The organism is Actinacidiphila sp. DG2A-62 (genome assembly GCF_035825295.1).
Lineage (GTDB): Bacteria > Actinomycetota > Actinomycetes > Streptomycetales > Streptomycetaceae > Actinacidiphila.
The window spans coordinates 988068-1009494 of record NZ_JAYMGI010000002.1 but is presented as its reverse complement, the minus strand read 5'-3'; the positions used below and the strand labels follow the sequence as shown (position 1 = coordinate 1009494).

The 21427-nt window shown below is 75.7% G+C and carries 17 protein-coding genes and 1 pseudogene; 11 read left to right on the top strand and 7 right to left on the bottom strand.

Features of this window, described 5'->3' with window-relative positions:
* The first annotated feature begins 280 nt into the window (after window positions 1-280).
* Window positions 281-1093, top strand: a complete 813-nt coding sequence (locus VSR01_RS04725; protein ID WP_326448022.1) for an SAM-dependent methyltransferase — start codon at window positions 281-283, stop codon at window positions 1091-1093.
* The gene (locus tag VSR01_RS04720; protein WP_326448021.1) at window positions 1090-3264 is read left to right on the top strand and encodes a putative bifunctional diguanylate cyclase/phosphodiesterase; all 2175 of its coding nucleotides are present in this window, start codon (window positions 1090-1092) and stop codon (window positions 3262-3264) included. The genes VSR01_RS04725 and VSR01_RS04720 overlap by 4 nt, the downstream gene beginning before the upstream one ends.
* A gap of 61 nt (window positions 3265-3325) precedes the next feature.
* On the opposite strand, the gene VSR01_RS04715 is transcribed toward VSR01_RS04720, so the two are convergent.
* Window positions 3326-5386 (bottom strand): serine/threonine-protein kinase, encoded by a 2061-nt coding sequence (locus tag VSR01_RS04715; RefSeq protein ID WP_326448020.1) that lies wholly within the window; start codon window positions 5384-5386, stop codon window positions 3326-3328.
* A gap of 186 nt (window positions 5387-5572) precedes the next feature.
* On the opposite strand from VSR01_RS04715, the gene VSR01_RS04710 reads away from it, so the two are divergent.
* On the top strand, window positions 5573-6754 hold the full coding sequence (locus tag VSR01_RS04710; RefSeq protein ID WP_326448019.1) for an acyl-CoA dehydrogenase family protein: 1182 nt from the start codon (window positions 5573-5575) through the stop codon (window positions 6752-6754).
* Window positions 6755-6875: 121 nt separating this feature from the next.
* On the opposite strand, the gene VSR01_RS04705 is transcribed toward VSR01_RS04710, so the two are convergent.
* The gene (locus tag VSR01_RS04705) at window positions 6876-7226 is read right to left on the bottom strand and encodes a hypothetical protein (protein ID WP_442785643.1); all 351 of its coding nucleotides are present in this window, start codon (window positions 7224-7226) and stop codon (window positions 6876-6878) included.
* Window positions 7227-7699: 473 nt separating this feature from the next.
* Here VSR01_RS04705 and VSR01_RS04700 point away from each other — a divergent pair, with 473 nt between their 5' ends.
* The 5 genes from VSR01_RS04700 (at window position 7700) to VSR01_RS04680 (ending at window position 14695) form a co-directional block, all read left to right on the top strand.
* The gene (locus tag VSR01_RS04700; RefSeq protein WP_326448018.1) at window positions 7700-9049 is read left to right on the top strand and encodes a D-arabinono-1,4-lactone oxidase; all 1350 of its coding nucleotides are present in this window, start codon (window positions 7700-7702) and stop codon (window positions 9047-9049) included.
* Between the two features lie 85 nt (window positions 9050-9134).
* Window positions 9135-9575, top strand: coding sequence for an Lrp/AsnC family transcriptional regulator (locus VSR01_RS04695; RefSeq protein ID WP_326448017.1), 441 nt, complete (start codon window positions 9135-9137; stop codon window positions 9573-9575).
* A 404-nt stretch (window positions 9576-9979) separates the two neighbouring features.
* A complete protein-coding gene (locus tag VSR01_RS04690) occupies window positions 9980-11545 on the top strand; it encodes an amidohydrolase (protein ID WP_326453494.1) in 1566 nt (521 codons plus the stop codon).
* 580 nt (window positions 11546-12125) lie between these two features.
* Window positions 12126-13922 carry an apolipoprotein N-acyltransferase gene (lnt, locus tag VSR01_RS04685; protein WP_326448016.1) on the top strand — a complete coding sequence of 599 codons (1797 nt, stop codon included), beginning with the start codon at window positions 12126-12128 and terminating at the stop codon, window positions 13920-13922.
* Window positions 13923-13927: 5 nt separating this feature from the next.
* A complete protein-coding gene (locus VSR01_RS04680; RefSeq protein ID WP_326448015.1) occupies window positions 13928-14695 on the top strand; it encodes a polyprenol monophosphomannose synthase in 768 nt (255 codons plus the stop codon).
* A gap of 21 nt (window positions 14696-14716) precedes the next feature.
* Here VSR01_RS04680 and VSR01_RS04675 read toward each other — a convergent pair whose 3' ends face one another.
* Window positions 14717-15439, bottom strand: a complete 723-nt coding sequence (locus VSR01_RS04675) for a DUF1345 domain-containing protein (RefSeq protein WP_326448014.1) — start codon at window positions 15437-15439, stop codon at window positions 14717-14719.
* A gap of 91 nt (window positions 15440-15530) precedes the next feature.
* On the opposite strand from VSR01_RS04675, the gene fxsA reads away from it, so the two are divergent.
* Window positions 15531-16139, top strand: a complete 609-nt coding sequence (fxsA, locus tag VSR01_RS04670) for an FxsA family membrane protein (RefSeq protein ID WP_326448013.1) — start codon at window positions 15531-15533, stop codon at window positions 16137-16139.
* Between the two features lie 143 nt (window positions 16140-16282).
* Here fxsA and VSR01_RS04665 read toward each other — a convergent pair whose 3' ends face one another.
* Together VSR01_RS04665 and yczE are read right to left on the bottom strand one after the other, a co-directional pair.
* Window positions 16283-16657: an RNA polymerase-binding protein RbpA gene (locus tag VSR01_RS04665; RefSeq protein ID WP_326448012.1), complete on the bottom strand. Its 375-nt coding sequence runs from the start codon at window positions 16655-16657 to the stop codon at window positions 16283-16285.
* Window positions 16658-17090: 433 nt separating this feature from the next.
* A pseudogene (gene yczE / locus VSR01_RS04660) lies at window positions 17091-17714 on the bottom strand (membrane protein YczE); the annotation flags it as partial.
* Between the two features lie 216 nt (window positions 17715-17930).
* On the opposite strand from yczE, the gene yczR reads away from it, so the two are divergent.
* Window positions 17931-19433, top strand: coding sequence for a MocR-like transcription factor YczR (gene yczR / locus VSR01_RS04655; RefSeq protein ID WP_326448011.1), 1503 nt, complete (start codon window positions 17931-17933; stop codon window positions 19431-19433).
* A 45-nt stretch (window positions 19434-19478) separates the two neighbouring features.
* Here yczR and VSR01_RS04650 read toward each other — a convergent pair whose 3' ends face one another.
* On the bottom strand, window positions 19479-19745 hold the full coding sequence (locus VSR01_RS04650; protein ID WP_326448010.1) for a WhiB family transcriptional regulator: 267 nt from the start codon (window positions 19743-19745) through the stop codon (window positions 19479-19481).
* A gap of 250 nt (window positions 19746-19995) precedes the next feature.
* On the opposite strand from VSR01_RS04650, the gene VSR01_RS04645 reads away from it, so the two are divergent.
* Window positions 19996-20367, top strand: a complete 372-nt coding sequence (locus VSR01_RS04645; RefSeq protein ID WP_326448009.1) for a DUF805 domain-containing protein — start codon at window positions 19996-19998, stop codon at window positions 20365-20367.
* Window position 20368: 1 nt separating this feature from the next.
* Here VSR01_RS04645 and VSR01_RS04640 read toward each other — a convergent pair whose 3' ends face one another.
* Window positions 20369-21310: a class I SAM-dependent methyltransferase gene (locus tag VSR01_RS04640; protein ID WP_326453493.1), complete on the bottom strand. Its 942-nt coding sequence runs from the start codon at window positions 21308-21310 to the stop codon at window positions 20369-20371.
* Window positions 21311-21427: the final 117 nt, after the last annotated feature.

Genomic DNA, 21427 nt, shown 5'->3' with positions numbered 1-21427 from the left:
TCCGCTGAACCCTACGGCGGGCCCGCGACCGGATCCGGTCGCGGGCCCGCCGCCGTTCTTTCGTGTACCCGCACCTGCGCGTTTTCGCACGTGCACATGCCGGTGCTTGTTGTCCGAAAACGGACCTCGGATCTCCGGTTCTGTGTTTCACTCCGAACAGGTGATCAGTAGCCTCGTGACTGCGGCCGTGAGCGACTGCAAACGCGCCGCGGGGCCGCCACCCCGTGCCGGCATCCGGCCAGACGCGTCCGCCCAGCCCCATGACCTGGAGAGACAAACCGTGAGCGACCGTCCATCGTGGGCCCCGCAGGGCGTCGACATCACCGTGCCGAGCGTCTCCCGGATCTACGACTACTTCCTCGGCGGCTCGCACAACTTCGAGGTCGACCGGCAAGCCGCCAGGGTGGCCCTCGCGGCGCTCCCCGGCATCCCGAAAATCGGCCAGGCGAACCGGGCGGTGATGCGCCGCGCGGTGCGCTTCGCGGTCGAGCGCGGCATCACCCAGTTCCTCGACATCGGCTCCGGCATCCCGACCTTCGGCAACGTCCACGAGGTCGCCCAGGCCGAGAGCCCCGGCGCCCGGGTGGTCTACGTCGACAACGACCCGGTCGCCGTCGCGCACAGCAAGGCCGTCCTGCAGGGCAACGACAACGCCACCATCGCCGCCGCCGACCTGCGCGACCCGCGGTCCATCCTGGAGCACCCCGAGACCCGCCGGCTGCTGGACTTCGACCGGCCGATCGCGCTGATGCTGGTCGCCGTCGTGCACTTCCTGCCCGACGACGAGCACCCCGCCGAGATCATCGCCACGCTGCGCGACGCCCTCGCCCCCGGCAGCATCATGGTGATGACCCACGCCACCGTGCTGGGCCCCACCCCGCAGGCCGAACGCCAGGTCGCCGAGACGTACAAGCGCACCTCCACCCCGCTGCTGGCCCGCACCGCCGAGGAGCTGGAACCTTTCTTCGCCGGCTTCGAGATCGTCGAGCCCGGCATCGTCGCCCTGCCCTACTGGCGTCCCGACACCCCGCCGGAGGGAGACGAGGACCCGGCCGTGTTCAACGGCCTCGCCGGTGTGGGACTGAAGGCGTGACAGCGGGCCCGGTGGCGGCCGGCCGGTCCGCGGACGGCGGACCGGAGCCCGAGGACAGCCTCCGCCGCTTCGCGGCCATATGGAGCCGGGCCATCTACCCGGTCACCGCGACGTCCATGACCCGCGGCGAGTTCGAGGGGCACCTGGTGCCGCTGGCCCGGGTGCTGCGCGAGGCGCTGGCCGCCCGGCCCTTCGACCCGCGTGCCGCCGTGCCGGTCGGCGCCGCGCTGGTCGCCGCGCACTGCACCGACCCCGAGGCGCTGCCGAGCATCCTCGGCGTGGTCGACGCCTACCTGGTGCTCTACTGCCCGCCCGGCCCCGGGATCCCGGCCGACGAGGCACGGGTCCGCTGCTCGCGGCTGCAGCACGCGATCTCCGTCGGCTTCTCCCAGGCGCTGCGCGAACGCACCCTGGCCGAGCAGGAGTCGATCTCCCGCGCCGCGCTCGCCGCCCAGGCCGACGCCGAACGGGCGCTGGCGGCCAGCGAGGAGCGCTTCCGCGCGGTCTTCGAGAGCGCCGCCGTCGGCATCGGCATCGCCGACATGGACGGCAACGTGCTGGAGGTCAACGACGCGCTGACCCGGATGTTCGGCAGCCAGGCGCACGCCACCCGACGCAACGTCAGCGAGTGGGTGCACCCCGACAACGACCTGGCCGCCAACTACGGCCTGAACGCCGAACTCGTCCGCGGCGATCGCGACGGCTACCAGGTGGAGAAGGCGTTCCCGCGGGCCGACGGCACGGTGCTGTGGACCAACCTCCAGGTCTCCCTGCTGCGCGACGCCGCCGGCCGCCCGCAGTACCAGATCGCGCTGATGGAGGACATCACCGAGCGCCGCGGGCTGCTGCGCACCCTGCGCCACCAGGCCACCCACGACGCGCTGACCGGACTGCCCAACCGGGCGCTGTTCTTCGAACGCCTGGACCAGGCGCTGGAGGGCACCGGCCCGGACAGCCGGATCGGCGTCTGCTACCTCGACCTCGACGGCTTCAAGGCGGTCAACGACAGCCTGGGCCACGCGGTCGGCGACCGGCTGCTGGTGGCCGTCGCCGAGCGGCTGCGCGGCTGCCTCACCGACGACGACCAGATCGTCGCCCGGATCGGCGGCGACGAGTTCGTCGCCCTCTACACCGACCCGCCGGACCTGCGCGCGGTCACCGGCCTGGCCCAGCGCGTCCTGGACGCGCTCGCCGACCCCGTCACCCTCGACGGCCGCGAACTGCCGGTGCACGGCAGCATCGGCATCGTGCACGGCCCGGTCGGCTCCCGGGCCGCCGCCGACGTGCTGCGCAGCGCCGACATCACCATGTACCGGGCCAAGGAGCTGGGCGGCAACCGCTACGAGGTCGCCGACCCGGACGCCGACGCCCGCGCCATCACCCGGCACGGACTGACCAACCGGCTGCCCGGCGCGCTGGAGCGCGGCGAGTTCTTCATCGAGTACCAGCCGCTGATCGCGCTCCAGGACGGCGCGGTGCTCGGCGCCGAGGCGCTGGTCCGCTGGTGCCATCCGGCGCACGGCGTGCTCGGCCCCGACCACTTCATCCCGCTCGCCGAGAGCACCGGCCAGATCGTGCCGCTGGGCCGCTGGGTGCTGGAGAACGCCGCCGAGCAAGCCCGCGCCTGGCAGCGCGACCACCACGGCGACGGCCGGCCGCCGCGGGTCAACGTCAACGTCTCGCCGATCCAGCTCCAGCACCCCGGCCTGGTCCGCGAGGTCGCCGCGATACTCGACAGCACCGGGCTGCCGCCCGCCTCGCTGTGCCTGGAGGTCACCGAGAGCGCGCTGATCGGCGCGGACGAGGACACCCTCGAACCGCTGCGGCGGATCGCCGACCTCGGCGTCGAGATCGCCCTCGACGACTTCGGCACCGGCTACTCCAACCTCAGCTCGCTGCGCTGGCTGCCGGTCAGCGTGCTCAAGCTGGACCGTGCCTTCACCCGCGGGATGCGCCGCAGGCCGGCCGACCCGGTCGACCTGAAGATCGTCGAGGGCATCGTCTCGCTCGCCCACGGGCTGGGCCTGACGGTCACCGTCGAGGGCGTGGAGACCCGCACCCAGGCCGACCACCTGCGGGCGCTCGGCTGCGACCACGGCCAGGGCTGGTACTACGCCAAGCCGGGACCGCCCGAGCGGCTGCACACGCTGACGCTCGCCGACGTGGGCTGAGCGGCTCGCCGACGTGGGCTCAGCGGGCCGGGCCCCGGCGTCCCGGCGCCCTTGCCGCGTCTCAGGTCACCTTGGTGAACGTGGCCGGCGACCCCGCCGCCTGCGAACCGGCGCCCAGGTGCAGGGCGCCGTCGACCATCGTCACCTCGTAGGTGTTGCCCGGCAGGCACACGCCGCCGGCCGAGCTGTCGGTGTGGCGCGCGGTCACCGCGGTGAACCGTGCGGTGTCCCCGTCCATCGACGCCAGCTTGAGCGTCTCGGTGCAGCCCGCGTCGGCGCTGGAGTCCATGTCGTGCACGTGGCTGACCTGACGGCCCACCACGTCGCCGCGCCGGCCGCCGGTCAGGGTGAGCGTCACCTTGAAGCTGTCGGTGCGCGGCCCGCCCCCCGAGCCGCTCGGGTCGCCGGGGCCGGTGCCGCTCCACGTGCCGACCCACGACGCGGGCAGCGCGTCGGGGTCCACGGCGCCGGTGGACGCGGAGGTGGACGCGGAGGTGGAGGTGGCGGCGGAGGCAGTGGACGAGGTGGTGGGGCCGCCCGAGCCGCCGCCCGAGCCGTTCGCGTCGTCGCCCTTCGAGGAGTCGGCCAGGTTGCGTATCAGCAGCCCGAGCAGCGCCAGCACGACGACACCCGCGACCACCGCGGCGACCAGCACGCCCCTGCCGCGCCGGGGCTGCCCCGGCCCCGTGGGCACCGGCCGGGGCACGCCGCCCCAGCCGGCGGGTGCCGTGGGACCGGCCGGTCCCACGCCGGGCGCCGGAGCGGTCTGCGGCGCGGTCTGCCGGCCGTACGCGGGATGGCCGTACGGCGTGGTGGCGGCCGTGCCGGGGCCCGCCTGCGCGGCCACTCCGGGCGAGTACGGCGACGGCCCCAGCGCCGTACCGCCGGCGTGGCCGGTCCCCGGGCGGCCGGCACTGCCCACGGGGCCGGCACCGCCCGCCAGGCGCGTACCGCCCGCGTGGCCGGTGCTTCCCGCGTGCTCCGCGCCGCCCGCGTGGCCCGTGCCCGCCAGGCCAGCACCGTCCGCGTGGCCCGCACCGGCGGAGGCTGTACCGGCGGGGGCCGCCGGCGGCCGGCCGTCGCTCAGCGCTCGGGCGGAGGCCACCGCGCCGGCGGAGCCCACCGCGCCGGCGGCCGCAGCGGGGGACGCCGTCGGCGCGGTGCCCGCCGCGCCCGCGCCTGCGTGCGGGTCCCGGCCGAGGGCCGCTGCGGCCGCGGCCTCGCGGGAGGCGATCTCCGCGTCCAGACCGGGCGGCAGGTGCGCCGCCCACGCGGCGGCGGTCCGGTCGCCCGCCCGGGTCCCTGCCCCCGCGGCCGGGAGCAGCGCCGCCGCGTCACGGGCGGTCGGCCGCGCGGCCGGGTCCTTGGCCAGGCAGGCCCGGACGAACGGGAGCAGCTCCTCGGGCACGCCGCCGAGATCGGGCTCCTCGTGCACGACGCGGTACAGCAGCGAGGGCGTCGACGCCTCCTCGCCCGGCCGGTGGAAGGGTCCGCGGCCGGCGGCCGCGTAGACCAGCACCGCGCCCAGCGCGAAGACGTCGCCCGGCTCGGCCGAGACGCCCGCGGTGGCCTGCTCGGGCGCCATGTAGCCGGGGGAGCCGATCACCCCGCCGGCCCGGGTGTGCCGGGAGTCCTCCGCGGCCCGCGCGATGCCGAAGTCGATCAGCAGCGGCCGGGTGCGCGGCAGCAGGACGTTCGACGGCTTCACGTCGCGGTGCGCCAGCCCCGCCCGGTGCACCGCCTGGAGCCCCTCGCACAGCTCGGCCGCCAGCGCCGTCAGCGCGTCGCGCGGCAGCGGCCCCGCCGCCGCGACCCACTCCGCCAGCGACGGCGCCGGCACGTACTCGGTGGCCAGCCACTGCGGCCCGGAGCCGGCCGGGGAGTAGTCCACCACCACCGCGGTCCACGGCGAGCGCACCAGGTCCGCGCTGCGGATCTCCCGCGCGAACCGTTCGCCGAACGACGGATCGCCGCCGAACTCGCCGCGCAGCGTCTTCAGCGCCAGCGGCCGTCCGGCCGGTGTCCGTGCCAGGTACACCTGGCCCATACCGCCCGCGCCGAGGCGCGCGAACAGCGGATAGCCGCCGATCGACCGCGGATCGGCCTCCCCCAGCAAGTCCATGGCCGAAGCGTAGACGGTCACCGGTGACGGCGTGCCGCCGATCGGGCATACTCCAACCCGCCGTAACCGTTGGTCGGAACGTGCCGAGACCCGGCACAGGACGACGGATGCGGGTACTGCTCACCCGACGGAGCCGCCACACCCTGGCCGGCCGCCGCCGTCGCCCCCGACAGGGAGGATGTGCCGATGACGTCGCACCCCGCTTCGCCCGCAGCGCCACAGCGGCGGCTGCCCACCGAGGAGGCCCGCGAGCTGCTCGCGCTGACCCGGGAGATCGCGCAGCGCGAGATCGCCCCGAAGGCGGCGCAGGAGGAGGACGCCGGGCGCTTCCCGCGCGAGGTCTTCACGCTGATCGGCGAGGCGGGTCTGCTCGGCCTGCCCTATCCGGAGGAGTACGGCGGCGGGGGCCAGCCGTACGAGGTGTACCTCCAAGTGCTGGAGGAGTTGGCGGCGGCCCGGCTCACGGTCGGCCTCGGCGTCAGCGTGCACACCCTGGCCAGCCATGCGGTCGCCGCCTTCGGCACCAAGCAGCAGCGCGCCGACCACCTGCCGGACATGCTCGGCGGCGCCACCCTCGGCGCCTACTGCCTGTCCGAGCCGACCTCCGGCTCCGACGCGGCCAGCCTGCGCACCCGCGCGGTGCGCCACGGCGACGACTGGACCCTCGACGGCACCAAGGCGTGGATCACCCACGGCGGCGTCGCCGACTTCTACACCGTGCTGGCCCGCAGCGGCGGCGAGGGCGCGCACGGCATCTCCGCCTACCTCGTGCCCGGCGACGCGCCCGGCCTGAGCGCGGCCGCCCCCGAGCGGAAGATGGGCCTGAAGGGCTCGCCGACCGCGCAGATCCACTTCGACGGGGTGACCGTGCCGGACTCCCGGCGGATCGGCGAGGAGGGCCAGGGCTTCGCCATCGCGCTGGCCGCGCTGGACTCCGGGCGCCTGGGCATCGCCGCGTGCGCCACGGGCGTCGCCCAGGCCGCGCTGGAGGCGGCGGTGGCCTATCTGCACGAGCGCCGGCAGTTCGGCCGGCCGATCGCCGACTTCCAGGGGCTGCGCTTCATGCTCGCCGACATGGCGACCGGCATCGAGGCCGGCCGCGCGCTCTACCTGGCCGCGGCCCGGCTGCGCGACGCGGGCGAGCCGTTCTCCGCGCAGGCCGCGATGGCCAAGCTGTTCTGCACCGACACCGCCATGAAGGTCACCACCGACGCGGTCCAACTGCTCGGCGGCTACGGCTACACCGCCGACTTCCCGGTGGAGCGGTACATGCGCGAGGCGAAGGTGCTGCAGATCGTCGAGGGCACCAACCAGATCCAGCGGATGGTCGTCGCCCGGCACGTCGCGGGCCCCGAGACGCGGGACTGACCCGCCGGCGCGCCGGGGTGCGCCCGACCGCGGGAGCGGCGGGCGCGCCACGGCGTGGGCGGCGGCGCGGGGGCCCGCGGCGATCGCGGCGCGGGCCCCGACAGCGCGCCGGGAGCGGCCGTCAGGCGGCCAGGCGCTGCGGCGGCACCCGCATCGGGCGCGAGCCGGGGCCGCCGACGTGCGAGAACGGCTGCGTGCGCCAGTCGAGCCCGGCGGGCAGCGTGAGCAGCACGGCCCGCTCCTGCGGCTCGTCCTGCCCGGCGTCCAGCGGCCGGGCGTCGGCCACCGCGCGGCCCGAGCCCGGGCAGACGGTCAGGCCGAACGGGTCCCACGGCGTGGGGCACACGGCGTGCTGGGGAAGCGTGTCCCGGTCCGCGACGACCGCGATCGGGCGGCCGCAGTCGGGGCAGGACAGGCGTACGACATCGGCGAGTTCGTCCTCGAACGCCTCCTCCGCGTCGTCGTCCGGCAGTGCGGACAGGATGTCGTCGCCGCTGCCGTCGTCGTCGGCGCTGTCACCGGCGGCTCCGGCGCCGGGGGCGGCGAGGCCGGTGAGCACCGGGACGGGCAGCGGCTCGCGTGCTTCGCCCTCCTCGAAGGCGGAGGTGCCGCGTTCGCCGCGGCTGTGGCGCACGTGATTGCGCATGGCGATTCCCCCTTGGGTGGATGCCCTCCGTCGGGCCGGCCGGGCGACTACGCGCTCTCGGCCATAGCGAGCACTTCCCGCCGCGCTACGCGGGTAATCACGCCACCTGAAGACCCGGCAGCGCACGGAGTGTGGCCTTCGTCACATGCCTGTGAACCCGTGCACCGTGCGCCCCCCGTGTGCGTCCGCGCACCCCCGCGCGCACCGCCTCCCCGCGCGCGTCGGCTTGCACAAGGGCGCTATACAGTGCCATCGGGCGAGGCCAGGGCGGTTCCGCCGACAAGCGGAGGCGAGCGGCGATGCGAACGGACGGACGCGACGGGACGGCTACGGGCGGCGGAGCGGGCGCCGGCGCGGGCGGCGCCGGTGGTGCCGCGGGCGGCGGCGCGGGCCGCCCCGCGCCCGGCGCGCCCACCAACTGGGCGGGCAACCTCGCCTTCTCCGCGGCCCGCGTGCACCGCCCCGGCAGCCTGGACGAACTGCGCGCCGTCGTCGCCGGCAGCCGCCGCGCCAAGGCCCTCGGCAGCGGCCACTCGTTCAGCGACATCGCCGACACCGACGGCGACCTGATCGACGTCCGCGCGCTGCCGCCCGAGATCGACGTCGACACCGCCGCGGGCACGGTACGGGTGGCCGCCGGGGTCCGCTACGCCGAACTCGCCGCCGAACTCCACCGGCACGGCCTCGCCCTGCCCAACACCGCCTCGCTGCCGCACATCTCGGTGGCCGGCTCGGTCGCCACCGGCACCCACGGCTCCGGCGACGCCAACGGCGGCCTGGGCACCTCGGTCCGCGCCCTGGACCTGGTCACCGCCGGCGGCGACACCCTCACCTTCGACCGCGCGACCGACCCCGACCGGCTGGAGGGCGCGGTGGTGGGCCTGGGCGCCCTCGGCGTCGTCACCCACCTCACCCTGGACACGGTGCCCGGCTTCGCGGTCCGCCAGCGGGTCCGCACCGGCCTCGCGCTCGGCGACGCCGTGGAGCACTTCGACGCGGTCATGGGCGCCGCCTACAGCGTCAGCATGTTCACCGACTGGCGCGCGCCGCGGTTCGGCCAGGTGTGGCTGAAGCAGCTCGACGGCGCGGCCGACCCCGACCTGCCGTGGACCGTGCCCGCCGCGGGTCCGGTGCACCCGGTGCCCGGCATGGACCCGGTGCACTGCACCCCGCAGGACGGCGTGCCCGGCCCCTGGCACGAGCGGCTGCCGCACTTCCGGCCCGGCTTCGTGCCCAGCAGCGGCGAGGAACTGCAGTCGGAGTACCTGCTGCCGCGCGAGCACGCCGGCGACGCGCTGCGCGCGCTGGCCGAGGTGGCCGACCGGATCGCCCCGGTGCTCCAGGTCTGCGAGGTGCGGACGGTCGCCGCCGACCGGCTGTGGCTCAGCCCCGCGTACGGCAGGGCCACCGTCGCGCTGCACTTCACCTGGGTCAAGGACACCGCGGCCGTGCTGCCGGTGCTCGGCGAGCTGGAGGCCGCGCTGGCCGGGCTCGGCGTCCGGCCGCACTGGGGCAAGCTCTTCACCCTCGACCCGGCGCAGGTGCGCGCCGCCTACCCGCGCACCGCCGACTTCCTGGCGCTCGTCGCCGAGACCGACCCGGCGGGCGTCTTCCGCAACGCCTACCTGCGGCGCGTCCTGGGGGAGTGACCCGCAGCGGGGGAGCGGACCGGGGCCCGGCACGGCGCTCCCGCGACGTGACGCGACCGGCCGCCCTACCGGTAAGGTCACCGCTGTGGAGGAGCTGGACCGGCACATCGTGGAACTTCTCGTCGCCGACGGGCGGATGAGCTACACCGATCTGGGCAAGGCGACGGGCCTGTCCACCTCGGCGGTGCACCAGCGCGTGCGCAGGCTGGAGCAGCGCGGCGTGATCCGCGGCTACGCGGCCATCGTCGACCCGGAGGCGGTGGGCCTGTCGCTGACCGCGTTCATCTCGGTCAAGCCCTTCGACCCCAGCGCCCCCGACGACATCGCCGACCGGCTGGCCGAGATCACCGAGATCGAGGCGTGCCACAGCGTCGCGGGCGACGAGAACTACATCCTGAAGGTCAGGGTCGCCACCCCGATCGAGCTGGAGCACCTGCTCGGCCGCATCCGCACCCTGGCCGGCGTCTCCACCCGCACCACGGTGGTGCTCTCCACGCCCTACGAGTCCCGGCCGCCGCGCGTCTGACCCGCCGCCGGCGTCCGGGGCCGGGCGCGCCGCCGGGTTTCGCCACCGCGCGGACACGCGCGGACACGCGCGGCGCCGTGCCGCCTCCGCGGGGGTACGCGCCGCCCGCCGTCCCCCGACCGGCGCCGCCTCCGGCGCCCGCCGTCCCCCGACCGGCGCGGCCTCCGCAGCCCGCGTACCCCCGCGCCCGTACCCCCGTGGGCGGGGATGTCCGCGGGCCGGGGCAGACTGGCCGTATGCACGACAGCACCGCCCCCGCGGCGACCCCCGCCCCCTCGCCGTCCCCGACCGGCGCCGCCCCCGCCCACCACGTCGCCGACCCCGCCGCGACCCCCGCTCCCGGCGGCACCGTGCTGCTGCGCGGCGGCTTCGTCTACAGCCCGGCCGACCCCTTCGCGACCGCCATGGTCGTCGACGGCGGCACGGTCGCCTGGGTCGGCTCGGAGGGCGCCGCGGACTCCTTCGCGGACGGCGTGGACGCGGTGGTGCACCTGGACGGCGCGCTGGTCGCACCGGCGTTCACCGACGCCCACGTGCACGTCACCGCCACCGGATTGGCGCTGACCGGTCTGGACCTCGGCGACGCCCGCTCGCTGCCCGAGGCGCTGGAGCGGATCGCCGCGCACGCCGCCGCCCGGCCCGGCGACCGCGTCCTGCTCGGCCACGGCTGGGACGAGACGCGCTGGCCGGAGCGGCGCGCGCCGGGCCGCGAGGAGCTGGACCGGGCGGCCGGCGGCCGGCCGCTCTACCTGAGCCGCACCGACGTGCACTCCGCCGCCGTCACCACCGCGCTGCTCGACCTGGTGCCCGGGGTCCGCGACCTGCCCGGGTACGACCCCGACGGGCCGCTGACCCGCGACGCCCACCACGCCGTGCGGCGCGCCGCCCACGGCGCGATCACGCCCGAGCAGCGGGCCGCCGCCCAGCGCGCGGCACTCGCGCACGCCGCCTCGCGCGGCATCGGCACCCTGCACGAGTGCGCGGGCCCCGACATCTCCTCCGAGGAGGACCTGACCGCGCTGCTCGCGCTGGCCGCCGGGCAGGACGGCCGCCAGGACCCCGCCGGGCCCCGGGTGATCGGCTACTGGGCGCAGGCCGCGACCGGGTCCGCCGACCTGGACCGACTCCGCGACCTCGGCGCGGTCGGCGCCGGCGGCGACCTCTTCGTGGACGGCTCCCTCGGCTCGCGCACCGCCCACCTGCACGCGCCCTACGCCGACGCGCCCGGCACCGGCATCGCCCACCTGGACGCCGACACCATCGCCCGGCACCTGCTGGTGTGCACGCGGGCCGGCGTCCAGGCCGGCTTCCACGCCATCGGCGACGCCGCGATCGACGCCGTCGTGGCCGGCGCGCGGGCCGCCGCCGAGGAGCTGGGCCTGGCCCGGGTGCGCGCGCTGCGGCACCGCGTGGAGCACGCCGAGCTGATGTCGCGGGAGTCCATCGCCGCCTTCGCCGACCTCGGCCTGGTCGCCTCGGTGCAGCCCGCCTTCGACGCCGCGTGGGGCGGCGCGGAGGGCATGTACGCGCAGCGGCTGGGCGCGGAGCGGGCCGCGGCCCTCAATCCGTACGCGGCGATGACCCGCGCCGGGGTGCCGCTGGTGCTCGGCTCGGACAGTCCGGTCACGCCGCTCGACCCGTGGGGCGCGGTGCGCGCCGCGGCCTTCCACCGCACACCGGAGCACCGGATCTCCGCCCGCGCCGCGTTCAACGCGCACACCCGCGGCGGCTGGCGGGCCGTCGGCCGCGACGACGCGGGCGTCCTGGTGCCCGGCGCGCCCGCCGACTACGCGGTCTGGAGCGTCGGCGACCTGGTCGTCCAGGCCCCCGACGAACGGGTCGCCAACTGGTCGACCGACCCCCGCTCCGGCACCCCCGGCCTGCCCGACCTCACCCCCGGCGGTCCGCTGCCGACCGCGCTGCGCACGGTGGTGGGCGGACGGACCGTGTACGCGGGTCCGAACGGGTGAGGGCCCGCCGCCGCCATGCGTCCGAACGGTGTGCCCTGGCCGGGCGGCGGCGTGTCGCCGGGTCGTCGGCCACTCCTCACTGACCTGCTGATTTGCTGAAACCCCGCAGGTCACAGGGGTGTTGACAGGTGTCGGTCGGAGGCGAGTAGGTTCGGCCAAGTCCACCACAGGACGTCGGACCGGGGGCTCTCCGCCGTTGCGTCGACCACCGCTGGGCCATGGGGCGTCGCGCCGCACGTGCACGCCGCCACTGGCAGCCAGGTCCAGCGCCTGCGACGCGGCGCGCGGCTCGCCAGTGGGTCGCTCCGCCCGCGAGGGTACGGAGTGGGAGCGCCGCCCGATCGGCAGGTGTGACCCGGGAAGGGCCCGGACGCCCAGTAGACAACGGCCTCGCGCCGGCCCGCAGCCAGCGAGCCCCAGGTCGGCCCGAAGGGCATCCGGGCCCGTTCCGTCGCTTCGCGCGGCGGCCGGCTCTTGCCCGGCCGCGGGGCCGCGCTTTGCCGACCCGCGACTGACGCGTGGGCGAACAGGAGGTACGGTCGCCTTCACCACCTCTCTCCACCTGCAGGAAGGCCGCACCGTGGGCCTGCGCCCCGATCCCACCCCCCGGCTGCGCCCGCAGTCCCGCCCCGCGGCGACGCTCCCCGAGGACGCGGAAGCGACCGCCCCGGACTCGCAGGAGGCCCCGCAGGAGGCCCCGCAGGCCGCCCCGCCCGGCTCGGCCCCGCACCCGGCGGCCGCACCGGGCACACCGGCCGCGGGAGCCGCCCCCGAGCCTGCCCGGGGCCGCCGCGCCGTCTGGGCCGCGCGGCGGGCGCGCTTCGCCGTCACCGCCCGCGCCGCCGCGCCCAGCAGCGCCGTCGCCGCCGCCCTCGGCCTGGCGATGGCCGCCTCCTTCCCGCCCTACGACGTGTGGCCGCTGTCGATCGTCTCCGTCGCGGGCCTGTCGGTGCTGCTGCGCGGCCGTACGGTGCGCCAGGGCGCCTGGCTGGGCTTCGCCTTCGCCTTCCCCTTCTTCCTGTGGCTGCTGGTCTGGCTGCGCTCGGTGATCTGGATCGCCGTCGTGGTGCTGTCCGGCGTCGAGGCGCTGTACTTCGTCGCCATGACCGCGCTGATCGTGGTCTGCGGGCGGCTGCGCGGCTGGCCGCTGTGGACCGCGTGCCTGTGGGTCGCGCAGGAACTGGTGCGCGACCGGCTGCCGTTCGGCGGCTTCCCCTGGGGTCGGCTGGCCTTCGCCAACACCGGCTCCCCGTACACCCCGCTGGCCGCGCTCGGCGGCGCGCCGCTGGTCAGCTTCGCGGTGGCGCTCAGCGGCACCCTGCTGGCCGCCGCCGTGCTCGCCGCCCACCGGCAGGTGCGCGGCGGCCTGCCGCGCACGCTGCGGGCCGCGCTGCCCGGCGCCGGCGCGCTGCTGCTGTCCGCCGCGGTCTTCTGCGCCGGGCTGTTCGTGCCGGTGCACACCGACGCCGACGGGCACGTGCGGATCGCCGTCGTCCAGGGCAACGTGCAGCAGCCCGGCCTGCACTTCCTCGGCCGCCCGATGAAGATCCTGGACAACCACGTGCAGGCCACCCTGAAGCTCGCCGCCGACATCAAGGCCGGCCGCACCCCCAAGCCCGACCTGGTGCTGTGGCCGGAGAACTCCTCCGACCTCGACCCCTTCCGCAACCCCGCCGCGTACTACAAGATCGCCGAGGCCGTGCAGGCGGTCGGCGTGCCGGTGCTGGTCGGCGTCCTGGTCGACGGCCCCGACAAGGACCACGTGCAGAACGAGGGCATCGTCTGGGACCCGGTCACCGGGCCCGGCGCCCACTACACCAAGCAGCACCCGGTGCCGTTCGGCGAGTACGTGCCGTTCCGCAAGGAGCTGACCAAGGTCGTCCCGATGCTCAACGAGATCCCGCGGGACTTCTACCCCGGCAAGGACACCGGGGTGCTGCAGATCGGCCCCGCCCGGCTCGGCGACGTCATCTGCTTCGAGGTCGCCTACGACGGCATCGTGCGCGACACCGTCAACGCCGGCGCCCGCGCGATCGTCGTGCAGACCAACAACGCCACCTACGGCCGCACCGGGCAGCCCCAGCAGCAGCTGGCGATGTCCCGGCTGCGCGCCATCGAGCACGGGCGGGCCGTCGTCACCGCCGCGACCAGCGGGATCAGCGCGATCGTCGCGCCGGATGGGAAGATCGAACAGCGCAGCGCGGAGTTCACCCAGCAGGTGCTGAGCGCGGACATCCCGCTGCGCGACGAGAAGACCGTCGCCGACCGCGTCGGCGCCGCTCCGGAGTGGACTCTCGCTATGGTGGGGCTCCTGTCCTGCGCGGCCGCCGTCGCCCTCGGCAGGCGCGACCGCACCGGCACGGCGAAAGGGCAGTAGCAGCAGTGAACGAGGACGAGCAGCGGCGTTTCGGCCCGCTCGGCAGGGTCCTGGTCATCATCCCGACCTACAACGAGGCCGAGAACGTCAAGCCGATCGTCCGCCGGGTCCGGGCCTCGGTGCCGGACGCGGACGTGCTGGTCGCCGACGACAACAGCCCCGACGGCACCGGCAAGCTCGCCGACGAGCTGTCCGCCTCCGACGAGCACGTGCACGTGCTGCACCGCAAGGGCAAGGAGGGCCTGGGCGCCGCCTACCTCGCGGGCTTCGCCTGGGGCCTGGAGCACGGCTACGGCGTGCTGGTCGAGATGGACGCCGACGGCTCCCACCAGCCCGAGGAGCTGCCCCGGCTGCTCACCGCGCTCAAGGGCGCCGACCTGGTGCTGGGCTCGCGCTGGATCGCCGGCGGCCGGGTGGTCAACTGGCCGAAGTCCCGCGAGTACCTCTCCCGGGGCGGCAGCCGCTACTCGCGGATGATGCTGGACGTGCCGATCCACGACGTCACCGGCGGCTACCGGGCCTTCCGCCGGGAGACGCTGGAGGGCCTGGGCATGGACGAGGTCGCCTCGGCCGGCTACTGCTTCCAGGTCGACCTGGCCTGGCGCGCGGTCAAGGCGGGCTTCCACGTGGTGGAGGTGCCGATCACCTTCGTCGAGCGCGAGCGCGGCGACAGCAAGATGAGCCGGGCGATCGTCGCGGAGGCGCTGTGGCGGGTCACCGCGTGGGGCGTGGGCGCGCGTGCGGGGAAGGTCGTCGGCCGCAAGCAGCAGTGACCCCGGCGGGGGAGCGGCCCGTCACGTGAGGATGTTGACGGCCCTGGCCACCACCAGCACCACCGTCAGCAGCGACACCGCGGACTGCGCGAGCATCAGGGCCTTCGCCCAGCGCGTCACCGGCATCACGTCGGTGGGGCTGAAGGCCGTGGAATTGGTGAAGGACAGGTAGAAGTAGTCGAAGTAGGCGGGCTCCCAGTGCGCGGGGGCCAGCTCCGGCGACTGCATCTGCACGAAGAGGAAGTCCGGCACGTCGCGCTCGCCCTGCGCGCGGGCGGCCGGGCCGCCGCGGTCCAGCTCCCAGTACAGCAGCGCGAAGATGACGACGTTGGTCAGCCAGATCGCGCCGCCGGTCAGCAGCAGCGTCCCGGCCGGCGAGGCGTCGGTGCCGCGGACCAGCCCGGCCACCAGCCGGATCGCCGAGTACGCGTTCGCACCGGTGATCACCAGCGTCATCGTCAGCGCGGCGACCCGGTACGTGCGCGAGCGGCGCTCGATCCGGTGCGGGTTGATCAGCACGAGCACCAGCAGCAGCGCGGTCTCCACCGCCGGCATCAGGGCCCGCGGGTGCGCCGCGAGCCGGGCCGGCAGGGTGAGCTGGATCGCCACCACGGCCACCACGGACGCGGTGGAGGCCCAGCGCGGCTCGCCGCGGGTCACCCGCCGCCAGGCGGGCAGCGCATGCTCCTGGCGGGGCGTGCGCGGGGGTGTCGGACCTGGCGGGGCGGCGGGGGAGTGGCTCACGCCGGACATCGTGTCCGGGCGCGAGTCCCGAGTCCACCGCGGTCGGCCGCACCGACCCGGCCTTTACCTCGTCTTTGGCACACTTGGGGGTATGACGACGAGTTCACCGCCCCCGGTCCGTCCGCGCCCGGCCCCCCAGGCGCCAGGACGCCGGCGCAGGCGGGTGCGGCTGCTGCCGCTGGCCGTCGCGGCGTGGGCGGTGCTGGAGATATGGCTGCTCATCGCGGTGGCGGACGCGACGAGCGGCTTCGTGGTGTTCCTGTGCATCGTGGCCGGCTTCGTGCTGGGCGCCGCCGCGATCAAGCGGGCCGGGCGCAGCGCGTGGCGCAATCTGACCGCCTCGGTGCAGGCGCAGCAGGCCCGGCAGAGCGGCCGGGCCGCGCCCGAGGCTCCGGCGGCCCCGGCCGGCGGCGGCCGCACCGGACTGCACATGCTGGGCGGCATCCTGCTGATCATCCCGGGCTTCGTCTCCGACGCGGTGGCGCTGCTGCTGCTCTTCCCGCCGACCCGGCGGCTGATCGGCGCGGGCGCCGAACGCGCCGCCGAGCGCCATCTGCGCCGGCACCCGGCCGCCACGGGCGACCCCGGCTCCTTCGGCGACCTCTTCCAGCAGGCGCGCCAGGCCGAGGAGCAGGCGCGTATCCACCGCCCGGACGGCAAGGTCATCCAGGGCGAGGTCGTGGACGACGACCGCCGCTGAGGCCGTCGAGGGCCGCGCAGCGCAGTGAGCGGGCCCGGTCCGGCCGGACCGGGCCCGCTCACAAGCCTGGGGGCACCTGCTCAGGGCACAAAAGGGGGCTCAGCGCCGGCTCGGGAGCGAGCCGGGCCGAGCCCCGAACGATGTCACGCGCTCTTTCGGTTGTCCCGCGGGTGCACGGCGATGTTCATCGCCCCGGAGCGCAGGACGGCCAGCCGCTCGGCCAGCACTTCCTCCAGCTCCTCCAGCGTGCGCCGCTCCATGAGCATGTCCCAGTGCGTGCGCGCGGGCTTGCTGGTCTTCTCCTCGGGGCCCTCGCCGTCCACCAGCAGGGCGGTCTGGCCGCAGGCGCGGCACTCCCACTCCGGCGGGATCTCGGCCTCAACCGAGAACGGCATCTCAAATCGATGGCCGTTCCGGCATGCGTACTCCACGGTCTGGCGCGGGGCCAGATCGATGCCGCGGTCGGTCTCGTAGCTGGTGGCCCCGAGTCGCGTGCCGCGGAGAGCTCGCTCACTCATGAATCGTGCCTCCCGGGCTTGGTCGCCCACAGGACAGGTGTCGCTGTCGTCGTCATCCGGTCAACGTCCGGTCGGCGGTGAAGATTCCCGTTTCGGGAGATGCGTCGCCCGTCGTGTCGCCCCTGTTTGTACCCACCGGTGCCCGATTTGTCACATCTGGACGAAGATGTCACCCGGTGATGTCGTATGTTTTGCGTGCAGTAACGGTCAAGCTTCAGGGCCAACCGCGTACACTACCGGTCCGCACGCCCGAAGGCTAAATCGGGTCCGCCGCCGCGCATTCGGGCGCTTCCCGGCGAACCCGCGCAGAAGGATCGGCCGGGCGGCCCCCGGAACCGCCGCGGCTGTCGCGATCGCCTCGGTCGGCCCGCGCGCCTCGGTGGGCCCGCACCCCCTTGGCGTCGCCGTCGCCGTCGGCGTCGCGATCACCGGGACCGGCCCCGCCCTCCTCGGGCAGCGCGAACAGCTTCAGGAAGAACTGCGCGAGCGGGCCTATCGCGACCGCGTAGAGCACCGTGCCCACGCCCACCCCGCCGCCCAGCACGAAGCCCGCCGCCAGCACGGTCACCTCGATGCCGGTGCGGATCAGCCGCACCGACCGGCCGGTCCTGCGGTGCAGCCCGGTCATCAGGCCGTCGCGCGGGCCGGGCCCGAAGCGCGCGGTGATGTAGAGGCCGGTCGCCAGGCCGTTGAGCACCACGCCCGCCACCAGCAGCGGGACGCGCACGGCCAGCGCATCGTAGTGCGGCACCACGGCCATCGTCAGGTCGATGAAGGCGCCCACCAGGAAGACGTTGGAGACCGTCCCAAGGCCCGGGCGCTGCCGGATCGGCCACCACAGCAGCAGCACCGCCGCGCCGACGACAATGGAGACGTTGCCGATGCTCACGCCGGTGTGCCGCGACAGCCCCTGGTGGAAGACGTCCCACGGGTCCAGGCCCAGGTTGCCGCGGATCAGCAGCGCGTCGCTGGCGCCGTAGAGGGCGAGCCCCGCGTACAGCCGCACCAGCCGCCGGTACGGCACCGGGCCGCGCGGCACCGGCCCGCGGGAGAGCACGGCACGCGGCGGCGCGCCGCGGGAGGGCACGGCACGCGGCGGCGCGCCACGGGAGGGCTCGCCGCCGGACGGCGCGCTTCGGGACGGGACGGCACGGGACAACGGCGCACGTCGGGACAACGGAACCCCCTGGCGGTCGGCTGGACGCGCATGTCACTCTGTGGCTCGGGGGACCGGCCACGCCAGAGCCAATCAGGGAGAGGTGGACTGAATTCGATGCCACAGTGGACCGCGGCCGTCGGCGCCGCCCACCTCGCCCGGCTGCTCGCCCCCCGCCCCCGGCCCGCCGAGCCGGTCCGCCCGCACGCCCGCCGGCTGCCCGCCTACCGCGAGCTGGCCGACGGGGTGCGCCTGCTGGTGCTGGAAGGCCGCATCCAGGTCGCCGCGCGGCTGCCCGCGGAACGCGAGCTGGCGCTCGCCCTCGGCGTCAGCAGGACCACCGTCGCCGCCGCCTACGAGGCGCTGCGCGCCGAGGGCTTCGCCAAGTCCCGGCGCGGCGCCGGCAGCTGGACGGCCATCCCCGAGGGCCATGTGCTGCCCTCGCGCAGCCTCGAACCGCTGCCGCCGGACGCGGCCGGCCGGGTCATCGACCTCGGCACCGCTTCGCTGCCGGCCACCGAGCCGTGGCTGAGCCGCGCGATGGAGGGCGCCCTGGCCGAGCTGCCGGCCTACGCCGCCACGCACGGCGACTTCCCGGCCGGCCTGCCGGTGCTGCGCGAGGCCATCGCCGACCGCTACACCCTGCGCGGCGTGCCCACCATGCCCGAGCAGATCATGGTCACCACCGGCGCGATGGGCGCCATCGGCGCCGCCGCCCGGCGCGCGGTCGGCTACGGCGAGCGCGTCGCGGTGGAGTCGCCCAGCTACGCCAACGTGCTGGAGCTGTTCCGCGAGACCGGCGCCCGGCTGGTGCCGGTCGCCCTGCGCGAGCGGCTGCTGGGCTGGGACATGGACGCGTGGCGGCGGGTGCTGCGCGACGCGGCCCCCCGGATGGCGTACGTCATGCCGGACTTCCACAACCCGACCGGCACGCTGATCGGCGACGACGAGCGGCGCGACCTGGTGGAGGCCGCGCGGGCGGCCGGCACGGTGGTCGTGGCCGACGAGACCATGGCCGAGCTCGTCCTGGACGGCGAGGAGCCCGGGGCCCGGCCGATGGCCGCCTTCGACCGCGGCGGCACCGTCATGACGGTCGGCTCGGCCAGCAAGGCGGTGTGGGCCGGGCTGCGGATCGGCTGGGTGCGCACCACGCCGGACGCGGTGCGCCGGCTGGTGTCCGCGCGCGCCTACCTCGACCTGGCCTCGCCGGTGGTCGACCAGCTCGCCGTCGCCTGGCTGCTGCGGGAGGGCGGCTGGGACGAGGCGCTCGCCGCCCGCAGGGCCCGGGCCCGCGAGTGCCGCGACGACCTGGCGGCGGCGCTGCGCCGGCACGTCCCCGAGTGGGAGTTCGCGGTGCCGCGCGGCGGCATGACGATGTGGGTGCGCACCGGCGAGCTCTCCGGCTCGCGGCTGGCGGTCACGGGGGAGCGCCTGGGGGTGCGCGTGCCGTCAGGGCCGCGGTTCGGCGTCGACGGCGCGTTCGAGTCCTACGTCCGCGTCCCCTTCACGGTCAGCGACCCGGCCGCCGACGAGGCCGGCGTCCGACTCGCCGAAGCGGCCCGCCTGGTCCGCTCGGGCGCGGGCGCGGACGGCGAGCCCACCGGACTCTTCGTCGCGTAGGGCCCGGCCCAGGGCGTCCGTCGCCCGCCCGAGGGCGACGGCGGCTCAACTCCGCCGGCCCGACCCGGCCTTCGCGCCCTGACGGGACATGCGGCGGCGCAGCGCGCGGCGTTCGTCCTCGGACATGCCGCCCCACACGCCGTACTCCTGGCGCTCTTCCAGCGCCCACTGCAGGCACTGCTCCCGCACGGGGCACCGGCCGCAGACGGCCTTGGCCTTCTGGATCTGCAGCAGAGCCGGACCCGCGGTCCCCACGGCGAAGAAGAGCTCGGGGTCCGCGTCCTTGCACCTGGCCTGGTTCCGCCAGTCCATGGTGATTCCTCCGAAAGGTCGGGTGGGTCGATGGTCTCCCCCGTCCGACCGCCTACCCGCACACACGGCGCCATGCGTCCCCTCCGCGCTTCCGTCGCGATCGCCGACCGCGAGCGCCGCACCGGGCAGGCGTCCTGACGGGCCATCAGGCGAATGCCGCCGCCGAACAGGGGCAGCCGCACCAGTAGGCGGACCCCACCGCCCGAGGACGCGGCGGCGGGGCCCCACCCCGAACCACAGGAGGCGGATCATGCACTGGTACTTACGCGCCTGGGAGAAGTACGCCGTGTTCGGCGGCCGGGCCTCCCGCACCGAATACTGGTTCTTCGTCCTGGTCAACATCGTGGTGGCGACACTTCTGGTCTGTGTCGACACGGTGATCGGGACCCGGCTGCCGGACCTGCTCTACGGCCTGGCGGTGATCGTCCCCGGCCTGGCAGCCGGCTGCCGCCGGCTGCACGACACCGGCCGTTCCGGCTGGTGGCAGCTTCTCCTGCTGCTCCCGCCGGTCGGGTGGATCGCGGTGGCCGTGCTCCAGGCCCTCGACGGCGCCCACGGCCCCAACGCCCACGGCGCCGCCCCGCGCCGCAGCTCGGTACGCGGCGCCGCCCACTCCGTCTGAATCAGCTCCGGGGCTTGTGCGCGAACACCCAGCGGTTGCCCTCCAGCGCGTCGTTCGGCTCGGGCAGCGGGCCGCGGCCGTACCGGTCGGTGAAGTCGAAGGGCGTGCGCATCACGGCCGACCAGCCCTTGGCCCGCAGGTCGCCCGCGGAGTCCGGGCGCGGGCCCTTGTCGAAGAGGCGGAGCAGGTCGATGCCGATCTGCTCGCGCGTCGCGGTGTAGATCGCGCTGTCGCGGTACGCCAGCAGGTCCCGCTCCAGCTTGGCCTCGAAGGCCAGCGCGCTTCCCCCGGCGGCCAGTTCGTCCACCGTGTCGATCAGATACCTCTCGGCGGCGCTCGGCAGGTAGAACAGCAGCCCCTCGGCCAGCCAGACGCTGGGAGCGGCCGGGTCGAAGCCGGCGGCGGTCAGAGCGCTCACCCAGTCGTCGCGCAGGTCGACCGGGACGGTCACGCGCCGCGCCAGCGGCACCGCCGACAGGTCCGCGAGTACCCGGTGCTTGAACGCCAGCACGCCCGCCCTGTCCACTTCGAAGACCGTGCAGTGCGGCGGCCAGTCCAGCCGGAACGCGCGGGTGTCCAACCCCGCGCCCAGCAGCACCACCTGCCGCGCGCCCGGCCCGTGCGGCCCGTCCGCCCCGAGGGACCGGATGACGAAGTCGTCCAGAGCCCGGGTGCGCAGGCCGAAATAGCGGGCGAACCGGCCCCACAGCGGGTCGCGGTCGCCGGCCGGGACCTGCTCGATGCGCACCGGCCACCGCGCGCAGGCGGGCGCGGCGCGCACGAAGTGCTCCGCGTAGGGGTCCTGGGCCAGGCTGTCGTGGCGGTGGGTCTCGATCGCGCGGGCGGCGGCCACCAGCAGGGCGGTCAGGCCGACGCCCGCGTCCACGCCGTCCCCGCGGGCGTCGGCGTACCGGCCCGCGACCGCGTCGAGGTCCAGGGCCATGTCCGGGCTTGGGTCCGGGCCCGGGCCCGGGCCCGGGTCCAGGTCCTGGCCCAGGGCCGGGGCGCCGGCGCCCGGGGCCCCGGACGCCTGCGCCTGCGCCCCGACGTGTTCCGGCTC

Bases quoted from the DNA above. Each gene is read 5' to 3' on its own strand.
- VSR01_RS04690 (WP_326453494.1), top strand. From the start codon at position 9,980: ATGGTCGTCGACGGCGGCACGGTCGCCTGGGTCGGCTCGGAGGGCGCC.
- fxsA (WP_326448013.1), top strand. From the start codon at position 15,531: ATGACGACGAGTTCACCGCCCCCGGTCCGTCCGCGCCCGGCCCCCCAG.
- VSR01_RS04665 (WP_326448012.1), bottom strand. From the start codon at position 16,657: ATGAGTGAGCGAGCTCTCCGCGGCACGCGACTCGGGGCCACCAGCTAC.
- yczR (WP_326448011.1), top strand. From the start codon at position 17,931: ATGCCACAGTGGACCGCGGCCGTCGGCGCCGCCCACCTCGCCCGGCTG.
- VSR01_RS04645 (WP_326448009.1), top strand. From the start codon at position 19,996: ATGCACTGGTACTTACGCGCCTGGGAGAAGTACGCCGTGTTCGGCGGC.
- VSR01_RS04700 (WP_326448018.1), top strand. From the start codon at position 7,700: ATGCGAACGGACGGACGCGACGGGACGGCTACGGGCGGCGGAGCGGGC.
- VSR01_RS04640 (WP_326453493.1), bottom strand. From the start codon at position 21,310: ATGGCCCTGGACCTCGACGCGGTCGCGGGCCGGTACGCCGACGCCCGC.
- VSR01_RS04650 (WP_326448010.1), bottom strand. From the start codon at position 19,745: ATGGACTGGCGGAACCAGGCCAGGTGCAAGGACGCGGACCCCGAGCTC.
- VSR01_RS04715 (WP_326448020.1), bottom strand. From the start codon at position 5,386: ATGGACTTGCTGGGGGAGGCCGATCCGCGGTCGATCGGCGGCTATCCG.
- VSR01_RS04710 (WP_326448019.1), top strand. From the start codon at position 5,573: ATGACGTCGCACCCCGCTTCGCCCGCAGCGCCACAGCGGCGGCTGCCC.